We start from the raw sequence: 16,132 nt of genomic DNA, 5'->3' as shown, positions 1-16,132 counted from the left end.
TTAATCGCGAACCGGTATGGTAAAGTGGCGCACTTTTTCGAGGGGACTGTCACTGTGTGGGAATTGGTCAAATCCGGCGGCTGGATGATGTTGCCGATCATTCTGAGTTCCATCGCGGCCATGGCGATTGTCGCCGAGCGCCTGTGGACCCTGCGCGCCAGCCGCGTCACCCCCGAGCATCTGCTGGGCCAGGTCTGGGTCTGGATCAAGGACAAGCAGCTCAATAAAGAAAAACTCAAGGAATTGCGCGCCAATTCGCCGCTGGGTGAAATCCTCGCCGCGGGCCTGGCCAACTCCAAGCATGGTCGCGAGATCATGAAGGAATGCATCGAAGAAGCCGCCGCGCGGGTGATTCACGAGCTCGAACGCTACGTCAACGCGCTGGGCACGATTGCCGCCATGTCGCCGTTGCTGGGCCTGTTGGGCACGGTACTGGGCATGATCGACATTTTCAGCGCCTTCACCGGTTCCGGCATGACCACCAACGCCTCGGTCCTGGCCGGCGGTATTTCCAAGGCACTGATCACCACTGCGGCGGGCCTGATGGTCGGTATTCCGTCGGTGTTCTTCCACCGTTTCCTGCAACGCCGCATCGATGAGCTGGTGGTGGGCATGGAGCAGGAAGCGATCAAACTGGTCGAAGTGGTGCAGGGCGACCGTGACGTCGATCTGGCCGGGGACAAAGCGTGAAATTCCGTCGCAAACCCCGGGAAACGATCGACATCAACCTCGCGTCGCTGATCGACGTGGTGTTCATCCTGTTGCTGTTTTTCGTCGTGACCACCACCTTCACCCGCGAAACCCAGTTGCGCGTCGATCTGCCGGAATCGGTCAGCGGATCCCCCGCCGAAGACCAGCAGCTCAAGCAACTGGACGTCGCGATCAGCGCCGAAGGCGTGTTTTCGGTGAACAACAAGGTTTTGCCGAAGAATGACCTGGCGACGCTGATGGAAGCCATGCAGAAAGAAGCCAACGGTGACACCAACATGCCGTTGTCGATCAGCGCCGACGGCAAGACCCAACACCAATCGGTGATCACCGCCATGGACGCGGCCGGCAAGCTCGGTTTCAGCCATCTGCGCATGACCACGGTCGAGGCGGCGCCCAAATCCTGATGAGCCTGTCCGATCGTTTGCTCGCCGCGTGGTATCAGGGGCATCCGGCCCTGACGCTGCTGCGGCCGCTGGAAATGCTCTACCGCCGCGTGGTGGTCAACAAGCGTCAGCGCTTTCTCGACGGTGACGGCCAGATCTATCAGCCACCGGTGCCGTTGATCGTGGTCGGCAACATCACCGTCGGCGGCACCGGCAAGACACCGATGATCCTGTGGCTGATCGAGCATTGCCGACGCGCCGGTCTGCGGGTTGGTGTGGTCAGTCGTGGATATGGCGCCAAACCGCCGCAACTGCCGTGGCGGGTCACCGCCGAGCAGAGCGCCGACGTCGCCGGCGATGAACCGCTGTTGATCGTGCAGCGCACCGGCGTACCGCTGATGATCGACCCTGATCGCAGCGCAGCGGTCAAAGCCTTGCTCGCCAGTGAGCCGCTGGACCTGATCCTCTCCGATGATGGCATGCAGCATTACCGCTTGGCGCGAGATCTGGAGCTGGTGCTGATCGACGCCGCCCGTGGTTTGGGCAACAAGCGCTGCCTGCCGGCCGGTCCGTTGCGCGAGCCGATCGAGCGCCTGCAAAGCGTCGATGGCGTGCTGTTCAACGGTGCCACTGCGGATCGTGAAGACGGCTTCGCCTTTCACCTGCAACCGACCGCACTGGTCAATCTGCGCAGCGGCGAGCGTAAGCCGCTCGGTCATTTTGCGCCCGGTCAATCGGTGCACGCAGTGGCCGGGATCGGCAATCCGCAACGTTTCTTCAATACCCTCGAAGCGCTAGACTGGCGAGCAGTCCCCCATGCGTTTGCCGACCACGCAGAATACAGCGTGCAGGCCTTGAATTTCACACCGTCATTGCCGTTGGTGATGACCGAAAAGGACGCGGTGAAGTGCCGTGCCTTCGCAGCAGACGACTGGTGGTATCTGGCGGTCGATGCCGTGCCGTCACCGGCCTTCGTGGCCTGGTTCGACACCCAATTGATGCGCCTGTTGCCCGATCGTCTTTTGCCTTAACTCTTTATCCAGGGAATGTTCATGGACACCAAATTGCTCGACATCCTCGCGTGCCCGATCTGCAAAGGCCCGCTCAAGCTCAGCGCCGACAAGACCGAACTGATCAGCAAGGGCGCCGGTCTGGCCTATCCGATCCGCGACGGCATCCCGGTGATGCTCGAAAGCGAAGCGCGCACCCTGACCACTGACGAGCGTCTGGATAAATGACCACTGCTTTCACCGTTGTCATCCCGTCGCGTTACGCCTCGACCCGCCTGCCAGGCAAACCGCTGCTGGATATCGCCGGCAAGCCGATGATCCAGCATGTCTGGGAGCAGGCGAGCAAAAGCAGCGCCAGCCGTGTGGTGGTCGCGACCGACGATGCGCGCATCGTCGAGGCCTGCAAGGCGTTCGGCGCTGAAGTGGTGCTGACCCGTGAAGATCATAATTCCGGCACCGATCGGCTGGCGGAAGTCGCGGCGAAGCTGGGTCTTGCGCCGGACGCGATCGTGGTCAACGTGCAGGGTGATGAGCCGTTGATCCCGCCGAGCGTGATCGATCAGGTCGCGGCTAACCTCGCCGCCCACACCGAAGCGCGTATGGCCACCCTGGCTGAGCCGATCGAAGACGTTGAAACCCTGTTCAATCCGAACGTGGTCAAGGTCGTCAGCGACCTCAATGGTCTGGCGCTGACCTTCAGCCGCGCCACCTTGCCCTGGGCCCGCGATGCCTTCGCCAAGAGCCGCGACGTGTTGCCGGACGGCGTGCCGTACCGTCGCCACATTGGCATTTACGCCTACCGCGCCGGCTTCCTTCAGGACTTCGTGAACTGGGGCCCGTGCTGGCTGGAAAACACTGAATCCCTCGAACAACTGCGTGCCTTGTGGCATGGCGTGCGGATTCATGTCGCCGACGCGTTGATCGCGCCGCCAACCGGCGTCGACACCGTTGAAGACCTCGAGCGCGTTCGTCGCCTGCTGGAGGCCTGATGCGCGTTCTGTTCGTGTGCCTGGGCAACATCTGCCGTTCGCCCACCGCTGAAGGCGTGCTGCGCCACAAATTGCGCGAAGCGGGGCTGGCGGATCAGGTCGAAGTGGCGTCCGCCGGCACCGGTGACTGGCACGTCGGCAATCCGCCGGACAAGCGCAGCCAGGCTGCAGCCAAAGTGCGTGGTTATGACCTGTCGGCGCAACGCGCGCAGCAGGTCAGCCGCGCCGATTTCGCCAGTTACGACCTGATTCTGGCCATGGACAACAGCAACCTGCGCAACCTCAAGGCGCTTCAACCGTCCACCGGCAAGGCCGAGCTGGATCTGTTCCTGCGCCGTTATGCCGGTGTGGTCGATGAAGTGCCGGATCCGTACTACGACGGCGATCAGGGCTTCGAGCAGGTGCTGGACCTGATCGAGGCAGCGTGTGACCAACTGTTGATCGAAGTGAAGGGCCGGTTATGAGTTTGCAGCTTCAATCACAGGTTTCGCTGAAACCATTCAACAGTTTTGGCGTGGATGTGCGCGCGCAGTTGTTCGCCGAGGCCCACAGCGATGCCGACGTGCGCGAAGCGCTGGCCTATGCAACTGCCCATGACCTGCCATTGCTGGTGATCGGTGGCGGCAGCAATCTGCTGTTGACCGCAGACATTCCGGCGCTGGTGCTGCGCATGGCAAGCCGTGGCATTCGGCTGATCAGCGATGACGGCAGCCGCGTGGTGATCGAGGCTGAAGCCGGCGAACCGTGGCATCCGTTCGTGCAACACACCTTGGCGCTGGGTTTTTCCGGTCTGGAAAACCTCAGCCTGATCCCCGGCACCGTGGGCGCAGCACCGATGCAGAACATCGGCGCCTACGGCGTCGAGATCAAGGATGTGTTCGCCGGGCTGACCGCGCTGGATCGCCAGACCGGCGAGCTGCGCGACTTCAGCCTGGAAGAATGCAACTTCGCCTACCGCGACAGCCTGTTCAAGCAGCAGCCGGGGCGTTGGCTGATCCTGCGGGTGCGCTTCAAGCTCGATCGTGTCGCGCATCTGCGTCTGGAATACGGCCCGGTGCGTCAGCGCCTGACCGAGCAAGGCATCGAGCAACCGACACCCAGCGACGTCAGCCGCGCGATCTGCAGTATCCGCAGCGAAAAATTGCCGGATCCGGCGGTGCTCGGCAATGCCGGCAGTTTCTTCAAGAATCCGCTGGTGTCGGCGGCGCTGGTCGAGCAGATCAAGGCGCAGCACCCGGATCTGGTGGCCTATGCGCAAGCGGACGGGCAGATGAAACTGGCCGCCGGCTGGTTGATCGAGCGCGCTGGCTGGAAAGGTTTCCGCGAGGCCGATGCCGGCGTGCATAAGTTGCAGGCGCTGGTGCTGGTCAACTACGGCACCGCCACCGGCCTGCAGTTACTCGATCTGGCACAACGCATCCAGAAAGATATTGCCGAACGTTTCAATGTCGAGCTGGAAATGGAGCCGAACCGCTATTGAGGCTACGCTTCAGGTCGGTATCCAAAGCCCTGCACTGATAAAAAGTGCAGGGCTTTTTTGTTAACGGTGGGTTAACTTAGCCAGCTAACGATAACCGTCCATTTGCTCCACCAAAGGCCCGGTGCAGACGTTCGCGTCGGCACAAGAGAGCCTGTGCCAATCACATATCAGTCAGCGATGACCCTGTGGCGAGGGAGCTTACTCCCGCTGGGGCGCGTAGCGGCCCCGCTTTCAAGAAGGGCCTGCTCCGCAGTCCAGCGGGAGCAAGCTCCCTCGCCACAGGTTCATTGTTCGGCTTCACTGGTGTGTATTGGCCCATTAGCCTGAGTCGATCTGCGTGAACCACCGCCAGTTCTGCTCGACCCCATAACCACCAAGAATATGCGGGCGTGCCCATGATTACCCTGAAACTCAATGGCCAGGATCACCCACTGGATGTAACCGAAGACATGCCGCTGCTGTGGGCAATCCGTGATGTCGCCGGTTACAACGGCACCAAATTCGGCTGCGGCATGGGCCTGTGCGGTGCCTGCACCATTCATATCGACGGCTTGCCGGCGCGCAGTTGCATCACGCCGATCGGCTCGGTGGTCGGGCAAAACGTCACCACCATCGACAATCTGCACGCCGATCCGGTCGGGCAGGTGGTGCAGCAAGCCTGGCTCGATAGCGCCGTGGCGCAGTGTGGTTTTTGTCAGGGCGGGCAGATCATGTCCGCCACCGCGTTGCTCAAGACCAACCCCGATCCGAGCGACGAGCAGATCGAAGAGGCAATGGTCGGCAACATTTGCCGGTGCGGCACCTACAACCGGATCAAGACTGCGATCCGCCAGGCCTCGACTCACTTGAAGGAGGCCAAGGCATGAGCCGCTTGCCGAATGATTTCGCCCTGAGCAATCTCAGCCGTCGCGGTTTTCTCAAAGGCGTTGGCGCGACTGGCGCGTTGGTACTGGCCGCGAGTTGGGGCTGGCAGGATGCACTAGCTGAAGACGCGCCGAAGAAGTTCGGTGCTGATGGCATGCCCAACGGCTGGATCGATGATCCCAAGGTTTACGTCAGCATTGCCGCAGACGGCACGGTCACCGTTGTGTGCAACCGTTCGGAAATGGGCCAGGGTGTGCGCACCAGCCTGACCATGGTGGTTGCCGATGAACTGGACGCCGATTGGGCCAAGGTCAAAGTCCAGCAGGCGCCGGGTGACGAGGTACGTTTCGGCAACCAGGACACCGACGGTTCGCGCAGCATGCGTCACTGGTATGAGCCGATGCGTCGTTGCGGCGCGGCGGCCCGGACCATGCTGGAACAAGCCGCCGCCGCGCAATGGCAGGTGCCGGTGGGCGAGTGCCAGGCGCAGCTGCACAAAGTCCTGCATAAACCGTCCGGTCGCGAGCTGGGTTACGGCGAACTTGCCGCTGCAGCCAGTGCACTGGCGGTGCCGGCCCGTGACAGCCTGCGCCTCAAGCAGCCGTCAGAGTTCCGCTACATCGGCAAGGAGGGCACCAAAGCCATCGACGGTGCCGATATCGTCAACGGGCGCGCGGTGTTCGGCGCGGACGTGCATTTCGACGGCATGCTCTACGCGACCATCGCCCGTCCGGCGGTGTACGGCGGTAGGGTCAAGTCGCTGGATGACAGCGCCGCGCTGAAGGTTCCGGGTGTGCTGAAGGTGATGCAGATCGAAAGCCGTCCGCTGCCTTCGGAATTCCAGCCGCTGGGCGGCGTAGCGGTGATTGCCAGCAACACCTGGGCGGCGATCAAGGGCCGCGAGGCGCTGAAGATCGAATGGGACGACGGCCCCAACGCCAGTTATGACTCGATCGCTTACCGCAAGGAACTGGAAGCGGCGTCGCGCAAGCCCGGCAAAGTGGTGCGCAACACTGGCGATATCGACAAAGCCCTGAGCGGCGCTGCCAGTAGTCTCGAAGCGTCTTACTATCTGCCGCATCTGGCCCAGGCACCGATGGAGCCGATGGTTGCCATCGCTCGCTACGACAAAGGTGTGTGTGAAGCGTGGGCGCCGAGTCAGGCGCCGCAGGTGACTCGCGAACGCATCGCCGAGCGCCTCGGGCTGCCGTTCGACAATGTCACCTTCAACGTCACGCTGCTCGGTGGCGGTTTCGGCCGTAAATCGAAGCCGGATTTCGTCGTCGAAGCAGCGATCCTTGCCAAGGAGTTCCCCGGTAAAGCCGTGCGGGTGCAATGGACCCGCGAGGATGACATCCACAACTCGTATTTCCACACAGTGTCCGCCGAGTACCTGAAGGTCGCTGTCGGCAAGGACGGCATGCCGTCCGGCTGGCTGCATCGCACAGTGGCGCCGAGCATCACTGCGCTGTTCGCCCCGGGCATGAACCATGAAGCGGCGTTCGAACTGGGCATGGGTTTCACCAATATGGCTTACGCGATTCCCAGCGTGCGCCTGGAAAACCCCGAAGCCACGGTGCATACCCGCGTCGGCTGGTATCGCTCGGTGTCGAACATTCCTCACGGTTTTGCGATTCAGAGTTTCGTCGACGAACTGGCGCACAAGGCTGGCGTCGATCCGCTCAAGTACCAGATCAAGTTGCTCGGCCCGGATCGGCAGATCGACCCGCGTACCCTGAGTGAGGAGTGGAACTACGGCGAATCCCCCGAGCGTTACCCGATCGACACCGGACGCATGCGCACGGTACTGGAAACCGCGGCCAAGGCTGCCGGCTGGGGGCGTCAGTTGCCCAAGGGCCGAGGCCTCGGTCTGGCGGTGCATTACAGCTTCGTCACCTATGTGGCGGCGGTGATCGAAGTCGAGGTCAAGGACGACGGTACGCTGATCGTGCACAAGGCTGACATCGCCGTCGATTGCGGGCCGCAGATCAACCCTGAGCGCATCCGCTCGCAGTTCGAAGGCGCCTGTGTCATGGGCCTGGGCAACGCGGTGCTGGGTGAAATCAGCTTCAAGGACGGCAAGGTCCAGCAGGACAACTTCCATATGTACGAAGTGGCGCGCATGTCGCTGGCGCCGAAGGAAGTTGCGGTGCATCTGGTGACGCCGCCGGGTGACGTGCCGTTGGGCGGAGTCGGTGAGCCGGGCGTGCCGCCGATTGCGCCGGCACTGTGCAATGCGATCTTCGCCGCCACCGGCCAGCGCATCCGTAACTTGCCGGTGCGTTATCAGTTGCAGAGTTGGCAGAAGGCGCAGGCGTAATGGACAGCGCCGATCTCAACGTCCTGCGCAGCGTGCTCGAATGGCGCCGCGCCGGGCAGCGGGTGGTGCTGTTCAGTGTGGTGCAGACCTGGGGCACTGCGCCCCGGGCACCCGGCGCGATGCTCGCGTTACGTGAGGACGGCGTGGTGATCGGCTCGGTGTCGGGTGGTTGTGTCGAGGATGACTTGATCGCCCGTCTGCACGACGGGCGCATCGCCAGCGACGGGCCACCGGTGCAACTGATTACCTATGGCGTCACCCGCGAGGAGGCGGCGCGTTTCGGCTTGCCCTGTGGCGGCACGCTGCGCCTGACCGAGGAGCGGGTCGCTGATCCGGCGTGGGTCGCCGAGTTGCTCGCCCGTTGTGAAAACCATGAGATTGTCGCCCGTGAGCTGAACATAGAAACCGGTGAGGTTGTGCTGTCGGCGGCGAGCAAATCCGATGTGCTCGAATTCGATGGCAAGACCCTGCGCGCCATTTATGGTCCGCGCTGGCGTCTGTTGTTGATCGGCGCCGGGCAGCTGTCGCGTTACGTGGCGGACATGGCGCGGCTGCTGGATTTCGAAGTGCTGATCTGCGATCCGCGTACCGAGTTCGTTTATGGCTGGGAAGAGCACCACGGACGGTTCGTCCCGGGTATGCCGGATGACGCGGTGTTGAGCATTCAGACGGACGAACGCACAGCCATCGTCGCGCTGACTCACGATCCCCGTCTGGATGATATGGCGTTGCTCACCGCGCTCGATTCGCCGGCCTTCTATGTCGGTGCACTCGGTTCGCGGATCAACAGTCAGAAGCGCCGGGACAATCTGGCTCAGCTGGGCTTGTCAGAAGCTGCCATTGCGCGATTGCACGGGCCGATCGGTCTGCACATCGGCAGTCATTCGCCAGCGGAGATTGCTCTGTCGTTGTTGGCGGAGATTGTGGCGATCAAGAACGGCGTCGAGTTGAAACAGAAGAAAGTCGTGGAGGGCGCATGAGTCGATCTATCGCAGTGATTGTGCTGGCGGCGGGCGAGGGCAGTCGCTTTCGCCAGGTTGCCGGTGCCGACAAGGACAAGTTGCTGGCCGATTGCACCGGGCGTGATGGCGCGGTGCGCTCGGTGATCGAGCAAGTGTTGCTGAATCTACCGGCCAACCTCGACAAGCGGGTGCTGGTGACCACTGAAGCGCGGCCGCAGGCGATGCGCATGGCTCAGGCTTATGGCTGTGACGTGGTCTCGATTGAATCGACCGGGATGGGTGACAGTATTGCGGCTGGCGTTGCCGCCTGCCCCGAGGCGGATGGCTGGCTGATCGTGTTGGGGGACATGCCGTTTATTTTGCCGTCGAGTATTGAGCGGGTGGTGGCGGCGATGGCCGATGACGCCGTAAGTGTGCCGGTGCAGGAGGGCGAATTTGGGCATCCGGTGGGGTTCGGGCGTTCGTTCGGGCCGGGCTTGCAGGCATTGAGTGGTGATCGCGGCGCCAGGCCTTTGTTCAAGCAGGGCAGGGTGATTGAGGTAGCGGTGGATGATCCCGGGGTGTTGTGGGATATCGATGTGCCCGATTCTCTGGTATTTCCTCAATCCTGAGCCCTGCATAAATCCTCTGTAGGAGTGAGCCTGCTCGCGATAGCGTTGGGTCAGTGTCATTTGTGGTGGCTGATACACCGCTATCGCGAGCAGGCTCACTCCTACAAGGGATCGGGGTGATGCTTGAATTGGATGAGATAAAAAAGCCCCGCCTGATTGCTCAGGCGGGGCTTTTTATTGGCTTGCGGAATCAGACGAGCGGTTTAGGCTCGTGCTCTTTTTCCTCGGCCGCCTGGTGATGCTCGACCGCGTCCTGAACGGAGCGTGGTGCTTCGGCGATCACCGATTCAACCACCGCTTCTTCAGTCACGGCAGCAACCTCGACCACTTCAGCTGCCGGAGCAGCAGCGGCAGCCAGTTCGGCTTCCTTCTGCAGACGCTCGGCTTCACGCTTGCGGCGACGCACTTCACGTGGGTCGTTTGGCGCACGGCCGTTTGGCGTCAGGGCGCTGACCGGAGCGGCTTCAACCACTGGAGCAGGGGCTTCGGCAACCACTGGCGCTTCGACCACCGGTGTTTCAACCACTGGCGCTGGAGCAGGTTCGGCGGCTTCGACCACTGGCGCGGCAGCCTTGGCTTCTTCAACCACTGGGGCTTCAACGACTGGCGCTGAAGTTTCAGCGACGGCAGGCTCGGCAACCCAGTTGAACGCGGTCTGTTCTTCGCGTACTTCACGCACGGTTTCGGTCACGGTTTCAGTGACGGTTTCAGCAACCGGCTCTGCGGCCACGACTGGCGCCTCAACGGCAGGTTGTGCAACGGATTCAACCTGAGGCAGTGTTTCTTGAACCGGTGCCACTTCGACTTCCGGAGCAGCAACCACTTCCACTGGGGTAGTGGCCTCAACAACCGGCGCTTCCACTGGAGCGGTTTCCTGAACAGCGGCGGTGGCGCGTTCGGCTTGCTCGTGAGCCTGTGCTTCGGCCGGAGCGCTGATCACGCTGCTGGCAACAGCGGCAGTGACGGCCAGGCCGGCAGCCAGATCGGCGGCGCTTGGTGCTGTTTCAGCGTTTTCGCCGGACTCGGACTCTTCCGAACCTTCGATCACGTTGCCGTTGGCATCACGCTGACGCTCGCGACGGTTGCTGCGACGACGCTGACCACGGGAGCGACGACGTGGACGATCGCCTTCGGCGTTGTCCTGACCGTCTTCCGGCAGTTGCTCTTCGTTGCTGTTCACTTCTTCTTCAGCAACGGCAGCAGCAGCTTGCTCGGCACGTGGTTGACGCTCTTCACGCGGTGGGCGCGGTGCGCGCTCTTCGCGTGGCTGACGGGCCGGACGCTCTTCTGCGACCACAGCGGCAGCGGCAGCCGCTACGGGTGCAGCCGGAGCGGCGTCCAGTGGCTCGCGCAGTTCACGCACACGCTCTTCACGCTCGCCACGTGGCTTGCGGTCTTCGCGCGGCGCACGTGGTGCACGTTCTTCACGCGGAGCGCGGGGTGCGCGTTCTTCGCGAGCGGCCGGTGCTTCGCTGCGGGCTTCACGCGGCTCGCGGACTTCACGGGCTTCACGTGGCTGACGCTCTTCACGCGGCTCGCGTGGGGCGCGTTCTTCACGCGGTGCACGTTCTTCGCGCGGCTTGCGCTCTTCATCACGGCGACCGTTACGGTTGCGGCTCTGCTGACGACCGTTGCGACGCTCTTCGTTGCGGGCCGGACGCTCGGTGGCCGGTTTTTCAACGACGACCGGAGCGGCTGGCTCTTCTTTGGTCGCGAACAGGCTGACCAGCGATTTCACCAGGCCCTTGAACAGGCTTGGCTCTGGCGCGGCAACCGGAGCCGGTGCAGCAGCGGCAGGCGCGGCGACTTCGGTCGGCACCGGCGCATTGGCACGGGCCGGCGCAGTCTTGACCGCGGCTTCCTGGCGAACCAGGGTGCGGGTCGCCGCGGCTGGCTGGACTTCTTCGACTTCGGCAGCGGCAGCAGCGATTTCGTAGCTGGACTGGTTGGTCGCGGCTTCCGGGCTGTCGTCACGCAGACGCTGAACTTCGAAGTGCGGGGTTTCCAGGTGATCGTTCGGCAGAATGACGATACGGGCACGGGTGCGCAGTTCGATCTTGGTGATCGAGTTGCGTTTTTCGTTGAGCAGGAACGCGGCGACCGGGATCGGCACCTGAGCGCGCACTTCGGCCGTGCGGTCTTTCAGGGCTTCTTCTTCGATCAGGCGCAGGATTGCCAGCGACAGCGATTCGACGTCACGGATGATGCCGGTGCCGTTGCAGCGCGGGCAGACGATGCCGCTGCTTTCGCCCAGCGATGGACGCAGGCGCTGACGGGACATTTCCAGCAGGCCGAAGCGCGAGATGCGGCCGATCTGCACGCGAGCGCGGTCGGCTTCCAGGCATTCGCGGACTTTCTCTTCCACGGCGCGCTGGTTCTTGGCAGGGGTCATGTCGATGAAGTCGATGACGATCAGGCCGCCGATGTCGCGCAGGCGCAACTGACGGGCGATTTCTTCGGCGGCTTCAAGGTTGGTCTGCAGCGCGGTTTCTTCGATGTCGCTGCCTTTGGTGGCACGCGCCGAGTTGATGTCGATGGACACCAGGGCTTCGGTCGGATCGATGACGATGGAGCCGCCGGAAGGCAGTTCGACGACGCGCTGGAAAGCGGTCTCGATCTGGCTTTCGATCTGGAAACGGTTGAACAGCGGCACGCTGTCTTCGTACAGCTTGATCTTGCTGGCGTACTGCGGCATCACCTGGCGGATGAAGGTCAGGGCTTCGTCCTGGGCTTCAACGCTGTCGATCAGCACTTCGCCGATGTCCTGGCGCAGGTAATCGCGGATGGCGCGGATGATCACGTTGCTTTCCTGATAGATCAGGAATGGCGCGGAGCGATCCAGCGAGGCTTCTTTGATGGCAGTCCACAGTTGCAGCAGGTAGTCGAGGTCCCACTGCATTTCTTCGCTGCTGCGGCCCAGGCCGGCAGTGCGCACGATCAGACCCATGTCGGCTGGAGCAACCAGACCGTTCAGCGCTTCACGCAGTTCGTTGCGCTCTTCGCCTTCGATGCGACGGGAGATACCGCCGGCACGCGGGTTGTTCGGCATCAGCACGAGGTAACGACCGGCCAGGCTGATGAAGGTGGTCAGGGCGGCGCCCTTGTTGCCACGTTCTTCTTTTTCGACCTGAACGATGACTTCCTGGCCTTCGCTCAGGACGTCCTTGATGTTGACGCGGCCTTCAGGGGCTTTCTTGAAGTATTCGCGGGAAATTTCTTTGAGGGGCAGGAAGCCGTGGCGCTCGGAGCCGAAATCGACAAAGGCAGCCTCAAGGCTTGGTTCGATGCGAGTGATACGGCCTTTGTAGATGTTGGCCTTTTTCTGCTCGCGTGCACCGGATTCGATGTCCAGGTCGTAGAGGCGTTGGCCATCTACCAGTGCAACACGCAACTCTTCGGGTTGAGTTGCGTTAATCAGCATTCTTTTCATGTAGTACCGTCGGTTTCCGGGCTGCCGGAAACGGCGTTCGGCACACACGACTTCTCACGGTCGGTGTCAGGTGCGTCGGGAGTGGTTGGCCATTCCCGTGTCCAGCGATGTCAGGCCAATTGGGCCGATATCGCGACGTACGCGTCCTGCTTGCTGTGGCTACTTAAGCACTCAGTCAGGAGGAGGAATCAACCAGCGGCTGTGGACGAGATGAAGCGTCTTGATAAAGCCTATTGCTACACAGTCCGGCGGTTGTGCATCTCCACCCTACACGTATCCCTGATAATTCGGGTGCTGCCGCGCGCAGAATCCGCAGCGGGTTGGCATTTACCGTGAGCTCCGAAAGGGGAGGTCACGCATCATGGCTAATTCAGGCGATGTTTCCGAAGCCTTCGCTCGGGGTCATCTGCAGCTGACTGCACTTTGTGAACTGGCCTCGAATATTTGCCTGTCAGGCGAGTGAAAACTCTGCTCGACGGTGTAATTCAGGCCTCATGTCACCTGCGCTTGTTACAACTGCAAACTCCACCGTTACGTAGCGAAAGCCCCGTAGGACGGCCTCGCGTCCTGGTGAATTGCGTTGGTCAGGGCCGGTTTTTGACCGTGGTTCCGCTGTCCAGGCCGCTTTTGGCGGCGTTCGCGACTATAGCAGCAATGATTAAGTGCTTCAATTCCATAAAAATTGTTATCATCCGCGGCATGACAACTACTGCCCCTTCGACTCCAGGCGTTCAACTGCTTGAAGTCTCGCCGGAGTATGCCGGCCAACGAATCGACAATTTCCTCCTTGCCCGGCTCAAAGGCGTGCCCAAGACCTTGATTTACCGCATTTTGCGTAAAGGCGAAGTGCGCGTGAACAAGGGGCGGATCAAGCCCGAATACAAGCTGCAGGCCGGCGATATCGTGCGCGTGCCGCCGGTTCGTGTGCCTGAGCGCGACGAACCGGTGCCATTGGCTCAAGGCCTGTTGCAGCGGCTGGAAGCCTCGATTATCTACGAAGACAAAGCCCTGATCGTGATCAACAAGCCCGCCGGCATTGCGGTTCACGGCGGCAGTGGCTTGAATTACGGCGTCATCGAAGCCTTTCGTCAGTTGCGCCCCGATGCCAAAGAGCTGGAGCTGGTTCACCGTCTCGACCGTGACACCTCCGGCCTGCTGATGATCGCCAAGAAGCGCAGCATGCTGCGGCACTTGCATGCCGCCCTGCGCGGTGACGGTGTCGACAAGCGCTACATGGCGCTGGTGCGCGGCAACTGGGCGACCTCGATCAAGCAAGTCCGTGCGGCGCTGGGCAAGAGCAACCTGCGCTCCGGCGAGCGCATGGTCGAGGTCGACGAGGAGGAGGGCAAGGAGTCGGTGACCGTGTTCAAGGTCCTGCGTCGTTTCGGCGACTTTGCCACTCTGATCGAAGCCAAGCCGATCACCGGTCGCACCCATCAGATCCGCGTCCATACGTTGCACGCCGGGCACTGCATTGCCGGCGACACCAAGTACGGCGATGACGGTTTCAGCAAGGAAATCCGTGATCTGGGCGGCAAGCGTCTGTTCCTGCACGCCTACATGCTGACCGTGCCGCTGCCCGATGGCGGTGAGCTCAAGTTGCAAGCACCAGTGGATGAAATGTGGGCCAAGACCGTGGAGCGATTGAGTGCGCCCATCTGATTACAAGCTGCTGATTTTCGATTGGGACGGCACCCTCGCTGATTCCATTGGTCGGATTGTCGAAGCGATGCATTCTGCGTCCGCGCGTTCCGGTTTCGAGTTGCGTGATGATTTTGCCGTCAAGGGCATCATCGGTCTGGGCTTGCCCGAGGCGATCCGCACCTTGTACCCGGACATCAGCGATGCCGAGATGACCCTGTTTCGCGAGTATTACGCCGACCACTACATCGCGGCAGAAGCCGTGCCTTCGCCGCTGTTCGAAGGCGTAGTGGAGTCGATGGCGTCGTTTCGCGAGCAGGGCTACCACCTGGCGGTCGCGACCGGCAAGAATCGTCGTGGACTGGATCGGGTGCTCAAGGCCAATGGCTGGGAAGATTATTTCGATATCACCCGTGCCGCTGACGAGACCGCGAGCAAGCCGCACCCGCTGATGCTCGAGCAGATTCTCGACCATTGCGGCGTGCGTCCCGAGCAGGCGTTGATGGTCGGGGATTCGTCCTTCGATCTGCTGATGGCGCGCAATGCAGGCATGGCGTCGGTGGCGGTCAGTTACGGTGCGCAGTCGATTGAATCGCTGCAACAGTTCGAACCGCGCCTGTCGATCGACCGTTTTAGTGAATTGCACGCCTGGCTGAGGCAGCAGGCTTAATATGTTTTTGCTGGGGTAGCGCATGACCGACGAATGGAAAGCATCGGCCAAGGCAAGTGCCGACGACGGTGACGAGAAAAGCTGGAAGCTGCTGGAAAAGACTTTGCTGGCCAGTGTGCAGGAGCAGCGTCGCTCACGGCGTTGGGGGATTTTCTTCAAGCTGCTGACGTTTGTTTATCTGTTTGTCGCGCTGATCCTGTTCACGCCGCTGATGGACATGGAAAAGAGCGCCACCCGTGGCCCGAACTACACCGCGCTGATCGACGTCACCGGCATGATTGCCGACAAGGAGCCTGCGAGCGCTGACAACATCGTCGGCAGCCTGCGTGCAGCCTTCGAGGACAAGAAGGTCAAGGGTGTGATCCTGCGGATCAACAGTCCTGGCGGCAGTCCGGTGCAGTCGGGTTATGTGTATGACGAGATCAAGCGTCTGCGCGGTCTGCACCCGGATACCAAGGTGTACGCGGTGATTTCCGATCTCGGTGCGTCCGGTGCCTATTACATCGCCAGTGCTGCGGATCAGATCTATGCCGACAAGGCCAGTCTGGTCGGCTCCATCGGTGTAACGGCCGCCGGTTACGGTTTCGTCGGCACCATGGACAAGCTCGGCGTCGAGCGTCGCACTTATACCTCGGGCGAGCACAAGTCGTTTCTGGATCCGTTCCAGCCACAGAAGCCTGACGAGACTGCGTTCTGGCAGACCGTACTGGATACAACGCACAAGCAGTTCATCAACAGTGTCAAACAGGGTCGTGGCGATCGCCTGAAGGACAAGGAGCATCCGGAGTTGTTCTCCGGGCTGGTCTGGTCCGGCGAGCAGGCGCTGCCGTTGGGCTTGATCGATGGTCTGGGCAATGCCAGTTCGGTGGCGCGGGATGTGATCGGCGAGAAAGAGCTGGTGGATTTCACTGTGCAGGAATCGCCGTTCGACCGCTTCTCGAAGAAGCTCGGTGCCAGCGTGGCTGAGCAGTTGGCGATGTGGATGGGTTTCCACGGGCCTTCGTTGCGTTAAGCCTGGTGCAGTGTTGAAAAGAAACCGGCCTCAATGGCCGGTTTTTTGT

General features: G+C 61.7%; 15 protein-coding genes. 14 read left to right on the top strand and 1 reads right to left on the bottom strand.

Features of this window, described 5'->3' with window-relative positions:
- Positions 1 to 54 precede the first annotated feature (54 nt).
- The 11 genes from AC3WMV_RS13895 to AC3WMV_RS13845 all read left to right on the top strand — a co-directional run bounded on the left by AC3WMV_RS13895 (position 55) and on the right by AC3WMV_RS13845 (position 9,330).
- Positions 55 to 690, top strand: coding sequence for a MotA/TolQ/ExbB proton channel family protein (locus AC3WMV_RS13895; protein ID WP_003227083.1), 636 nt, complete (start codon positions 55 to 57; stop codon positions 688 to 690).
- Positions 687 to 1,115, top strand: coding sequence for an ExbD/TolR family protein (locus AC3WMV_RS13890; RefSeq protein ID WP_103369230.1), 429 nt, complete (start codon positions 687 to 689; stop codon positions 1,113 to 1,115). The genes AC3WMV_RS13895 and AC3WMV_RS13890 overlap by 4 nt, the downstream gene beginning before the upstream one ends.
- Entirely contained in the window at positions 1,115 to 2,125 is a 1,011-nt protein-coding gene (gene lpxK, locus AC3WMV_RS13885) for a tetraacyldisaccharide 4'-kinase (RefSeq protein WP_103369229.1), read from the top strand. The genes AC3WMV_RS13890 and lpxK overlap by 1 nt, the downstream gene beginning before the upstream one ends.
- Positions 2,126 to 2,146: 21 nt before the next feature.
- Positions 2,147 to 2,332, top strand: a complete 186-nt coding sequence (locus AC3WMV_RS13880) for a Trm112 family protein (protein ID WP_003174668.1) — start codon at positions 2,147 to 2,149, stop codon at positions 2,330 to 2,332.
- Positions 2,329 to 3,093: a 3-deoxy-manno-octulosonate cytidylyltransferase gene (kdsB, locus tag AC3WMV_RS13875; RefSeq protein WP_103369228.1), complete on the top strand. Its 765-nt coding sequence runs from the start codon at positions 2,329 to 2,331 to the stop codon at positions 3,091 to 3,093. Before AC3WMV_RS13880 ends, kdsB begins: the two co-directional genes overlap by 4 nt.
- A complete protein-coding gene (locus tag AC3WMV_RS13870) occupies positions 3,093 to 3,557 on the top strand; it encodes a low molecular weight protein-tyrosine-phosphatase (protein ID WP_016986041.1) in 465 nt (154 codons plus the stop codon). Before kdsB ends, AC3WMV_RS13870 begins: the two co-directional genes overlap by 1 nt.
- Positions 3,554 to 4,573 carry a UDP-N-acetylmuramate dehydrogenase gene (murB, locus tag AC3WMV_RS13865; RefSeq protein WP_103369227.1) on the top strand — a complete coding sequence of 340 codons (1,020 nt, stop codon included), beginning with the start codon at positions 3,554 to 3,556 and terminating at the stop codon, positions 4,571 to 4,573. The genes AC3WMV_RS13870 and murB overlap by 4 nt, the downstream gene beginning before the upstream one ends.
- A gap of 395 nt (positions 4,574 to 4,968) precedes the next feature.
- A complete protein-coding gene (locus tag AC3WMV_RS13860; protein ID WP_027612345.1) occupies positions 4,969 to 5,439 on the top strand; it encodes a (2Fe-2S)-binding protein in 471 nt (156 codons plus the stop codon).
- On the top strand, positions 5,436 to 7,757 hold the full coding sequence (locus AC3WMV_RS13855; RefSeq protein WP_103369226.1) for a xanthine dehydrogenase family protein molybdopterin-binding subunit: 2,322 nt from the start codon (positions 5,436 to 5,438) through the stop codon (positions 7,755 to 7,757). Before AC3WMV_RS13860 ends, AC3WMV_RS13855 begins: the two co-directional genes overlap by 4 nt.
- Positions 7,757 to 8,737, top strand: coding sequence for an XdhC family protein (locus AC3WMV_RS13850; protein WP_103369225.1), 981 nt, complete (start codon positions 7,757 to 7,759; stop codon positions 8,735 to 8,737). Before AC3WMV_RS13855 ends, AC3WMV_RS13850 begins: the two co-directional genes overlap by 1 nt.
- Complete coding sequence (locus AC3WMV_RS13845) at positions 8,734 to 9,330, top strand: nucleotidyltransferase family protein (RefSeq protein WP_103369224.1); 597 nt, start codon at positions 8,734 to 8,736, stop codon at positions 9,328 to 9,330. The genes AC3WMV_RS13850 and AC3WMV_RS13845 overlap by 4 nt, the downstream gene beginning before the upstream one ends.
- A gap of 190 nt (positions 9,331 to 9,520) precedes the next feature.
- On the opposite strand, the gene rne is transcribed toward AC3WMV_RS13845, so the two are convergent.
- Complete coding sequence (gene rne / locus AC3WMV_RS13840) at positions 9,521 to 12,760, bottom strand: ribonuclease E (RefSeq protein WP_103369223.1); 3,240 nt, start codon at positions 12,758 to 12,760, stop codon at positions 9,521 to 9,523.
- 699 nt (positions 12,761 to 13,459) lie between these two features.
- On the opposite strand from rne, the gene rluC reads away from it, so the two are divergent.
- Genes rluC through sppA form a run of 3 tightly spaced genes read left to right on the top strand, consistent with a single transcriptional unit; the run spans position 13,460 to position 16,083 of the window.
- Positions 13,460 to 14,422: a 23S rRNA pseudouridine(955/2504/2580) synthase RluC gene (rluC, locus tag AC3WMV_RS13835; RefSeq protein ID WP_027612350.1), complete on the top strand. Its 963-nt coding sequence runs from the start codon at positions 13,460 to 13,462 to the stop codon at positions 14,420 to 14,422.
- Positions 14,409 to 15,071: an HAD-IA family hydrolase gene (locus AC3WMV_RS13830; RefSeq protein ID WP_097088454.1), complete on the top strand. Its 663-nt coding sequence runs from the start codon at positions 14,409 to 14,411 to the stop codon at positions 15,069 to 15,071. The genes rluC and AC3WMV_RS13830 overlap by 14 nt, the downstream gene beginning before the upstream one ends.
- A gap of 22 nt (positions 15,072 to 15,093) precedes the next feature.
- Complete coding sequence (gene sppA, locus AC3WMV_RS13825; RefSeq protein WP_103369222.1) at positions 15,094 to 16,083, top strand: signal peptide peptidase SppA; 990 nt, start codon at positions 15,094 to 15,096, stop codon at positions 16,081 to 16,083.
- The last annotated feature ends 49 nt before the right edge of the window (positions 16,084 to 16,132 follow it).

The organism is Pseudomonas sp. FW305-3-2-15-E-TSA4, assembly GCF_058787295.1.
Note: the sequence above shows the minus strand (reverse complement) of the source record. Positions and strands in the feature narration are given on the sequence as shown.

Excerpts from the sequence above, each read along its gene's own strand:
- murB (WP_103369227.1), top strand. The coding sequence starts at position 3,554 with ATGAGTTTGCAGCTTCAATCACAGGTTTCGCTGAAACCATTCAACAGT.
- AC3WMV_RS13870 (WP_016986041.1), top strand. The coding sequence starts at position 3,093 with ATGCGCGTTCTGTTCGTGTGCCTGGGCAACATCTGCCGTTCGCCCACC.
- AC3WMV_RS13845 (WP_103369224.1), top strand. The coding sequence starts at position 8,734 with ATGAGTCGATCTATCGCAGTGATTGTGCTGGCGGCGGGCGAGGGCAGT.
- AC3WMV_RS13880 (WP_003174668.1), top strand. The coding sequence starts at position 2,147 with ATGGACACCAAATTGCTCGACATCCTCGCGTGCCCGATCTGCAAAGGC.
- rne (WP_103369223.1), bottom strand. The coding sequence starts at position 12,760 with ATGAAAAGAATGCTGATTAACGCAACTCAACCCGAAGAGTTGCGTGTT.
- AC3WMV_RS13850 (WP_103369225.1), top strand. The coding sequence starts at position 7,757 with ATGGACAGCGCCGATCTCAACGTCCTGCGCAGCGTGCTCGAATGGCGC.
- sppA (WP_103369222.1), top strand. The coding sequence starts at position 15,094 with ATGACCGACGAATGGAAAGCATCGGCCAAGGCAAGTGCCGACGACGGT.
- AC3WMV_RS13855 (WP_103369226.1), top strand. The coding sequence starts at position 5,436 with ATGAGCCGCTTGCCGAATGATTTCGCCCTGAGCAATCTCAGCCGTCGC.
- lpxK (WP_103369229.1), top strand. The coding sequence starts at position 1,115 with ATGAGCCTGTCCGATCGTTTGCTCGCCGCGTGGTATCAGGGGCATCCG.
- kdsB (WP_103369228.1), top strand. The coding sequence starts at position 2,329 with ATGACCACTGCTTTCACCGTTGTCATCCCGTCGCGTTACGCCTCGACC.
- AC3WMV_RS13860 (WP_027612345.1), top strand. The coding sequence starts at position 4,969 with ATGATTACCCTGAAACTCAATGGCCAGGATCACCCACTGGATGTAACC.
- rluC (WP_027612350.1), top strand. The coding sequence starts at position 13,460 with ATGACAACTACTGCCCCTTCGACTCCAGGCGTTCAACTGCTTGAAGTC.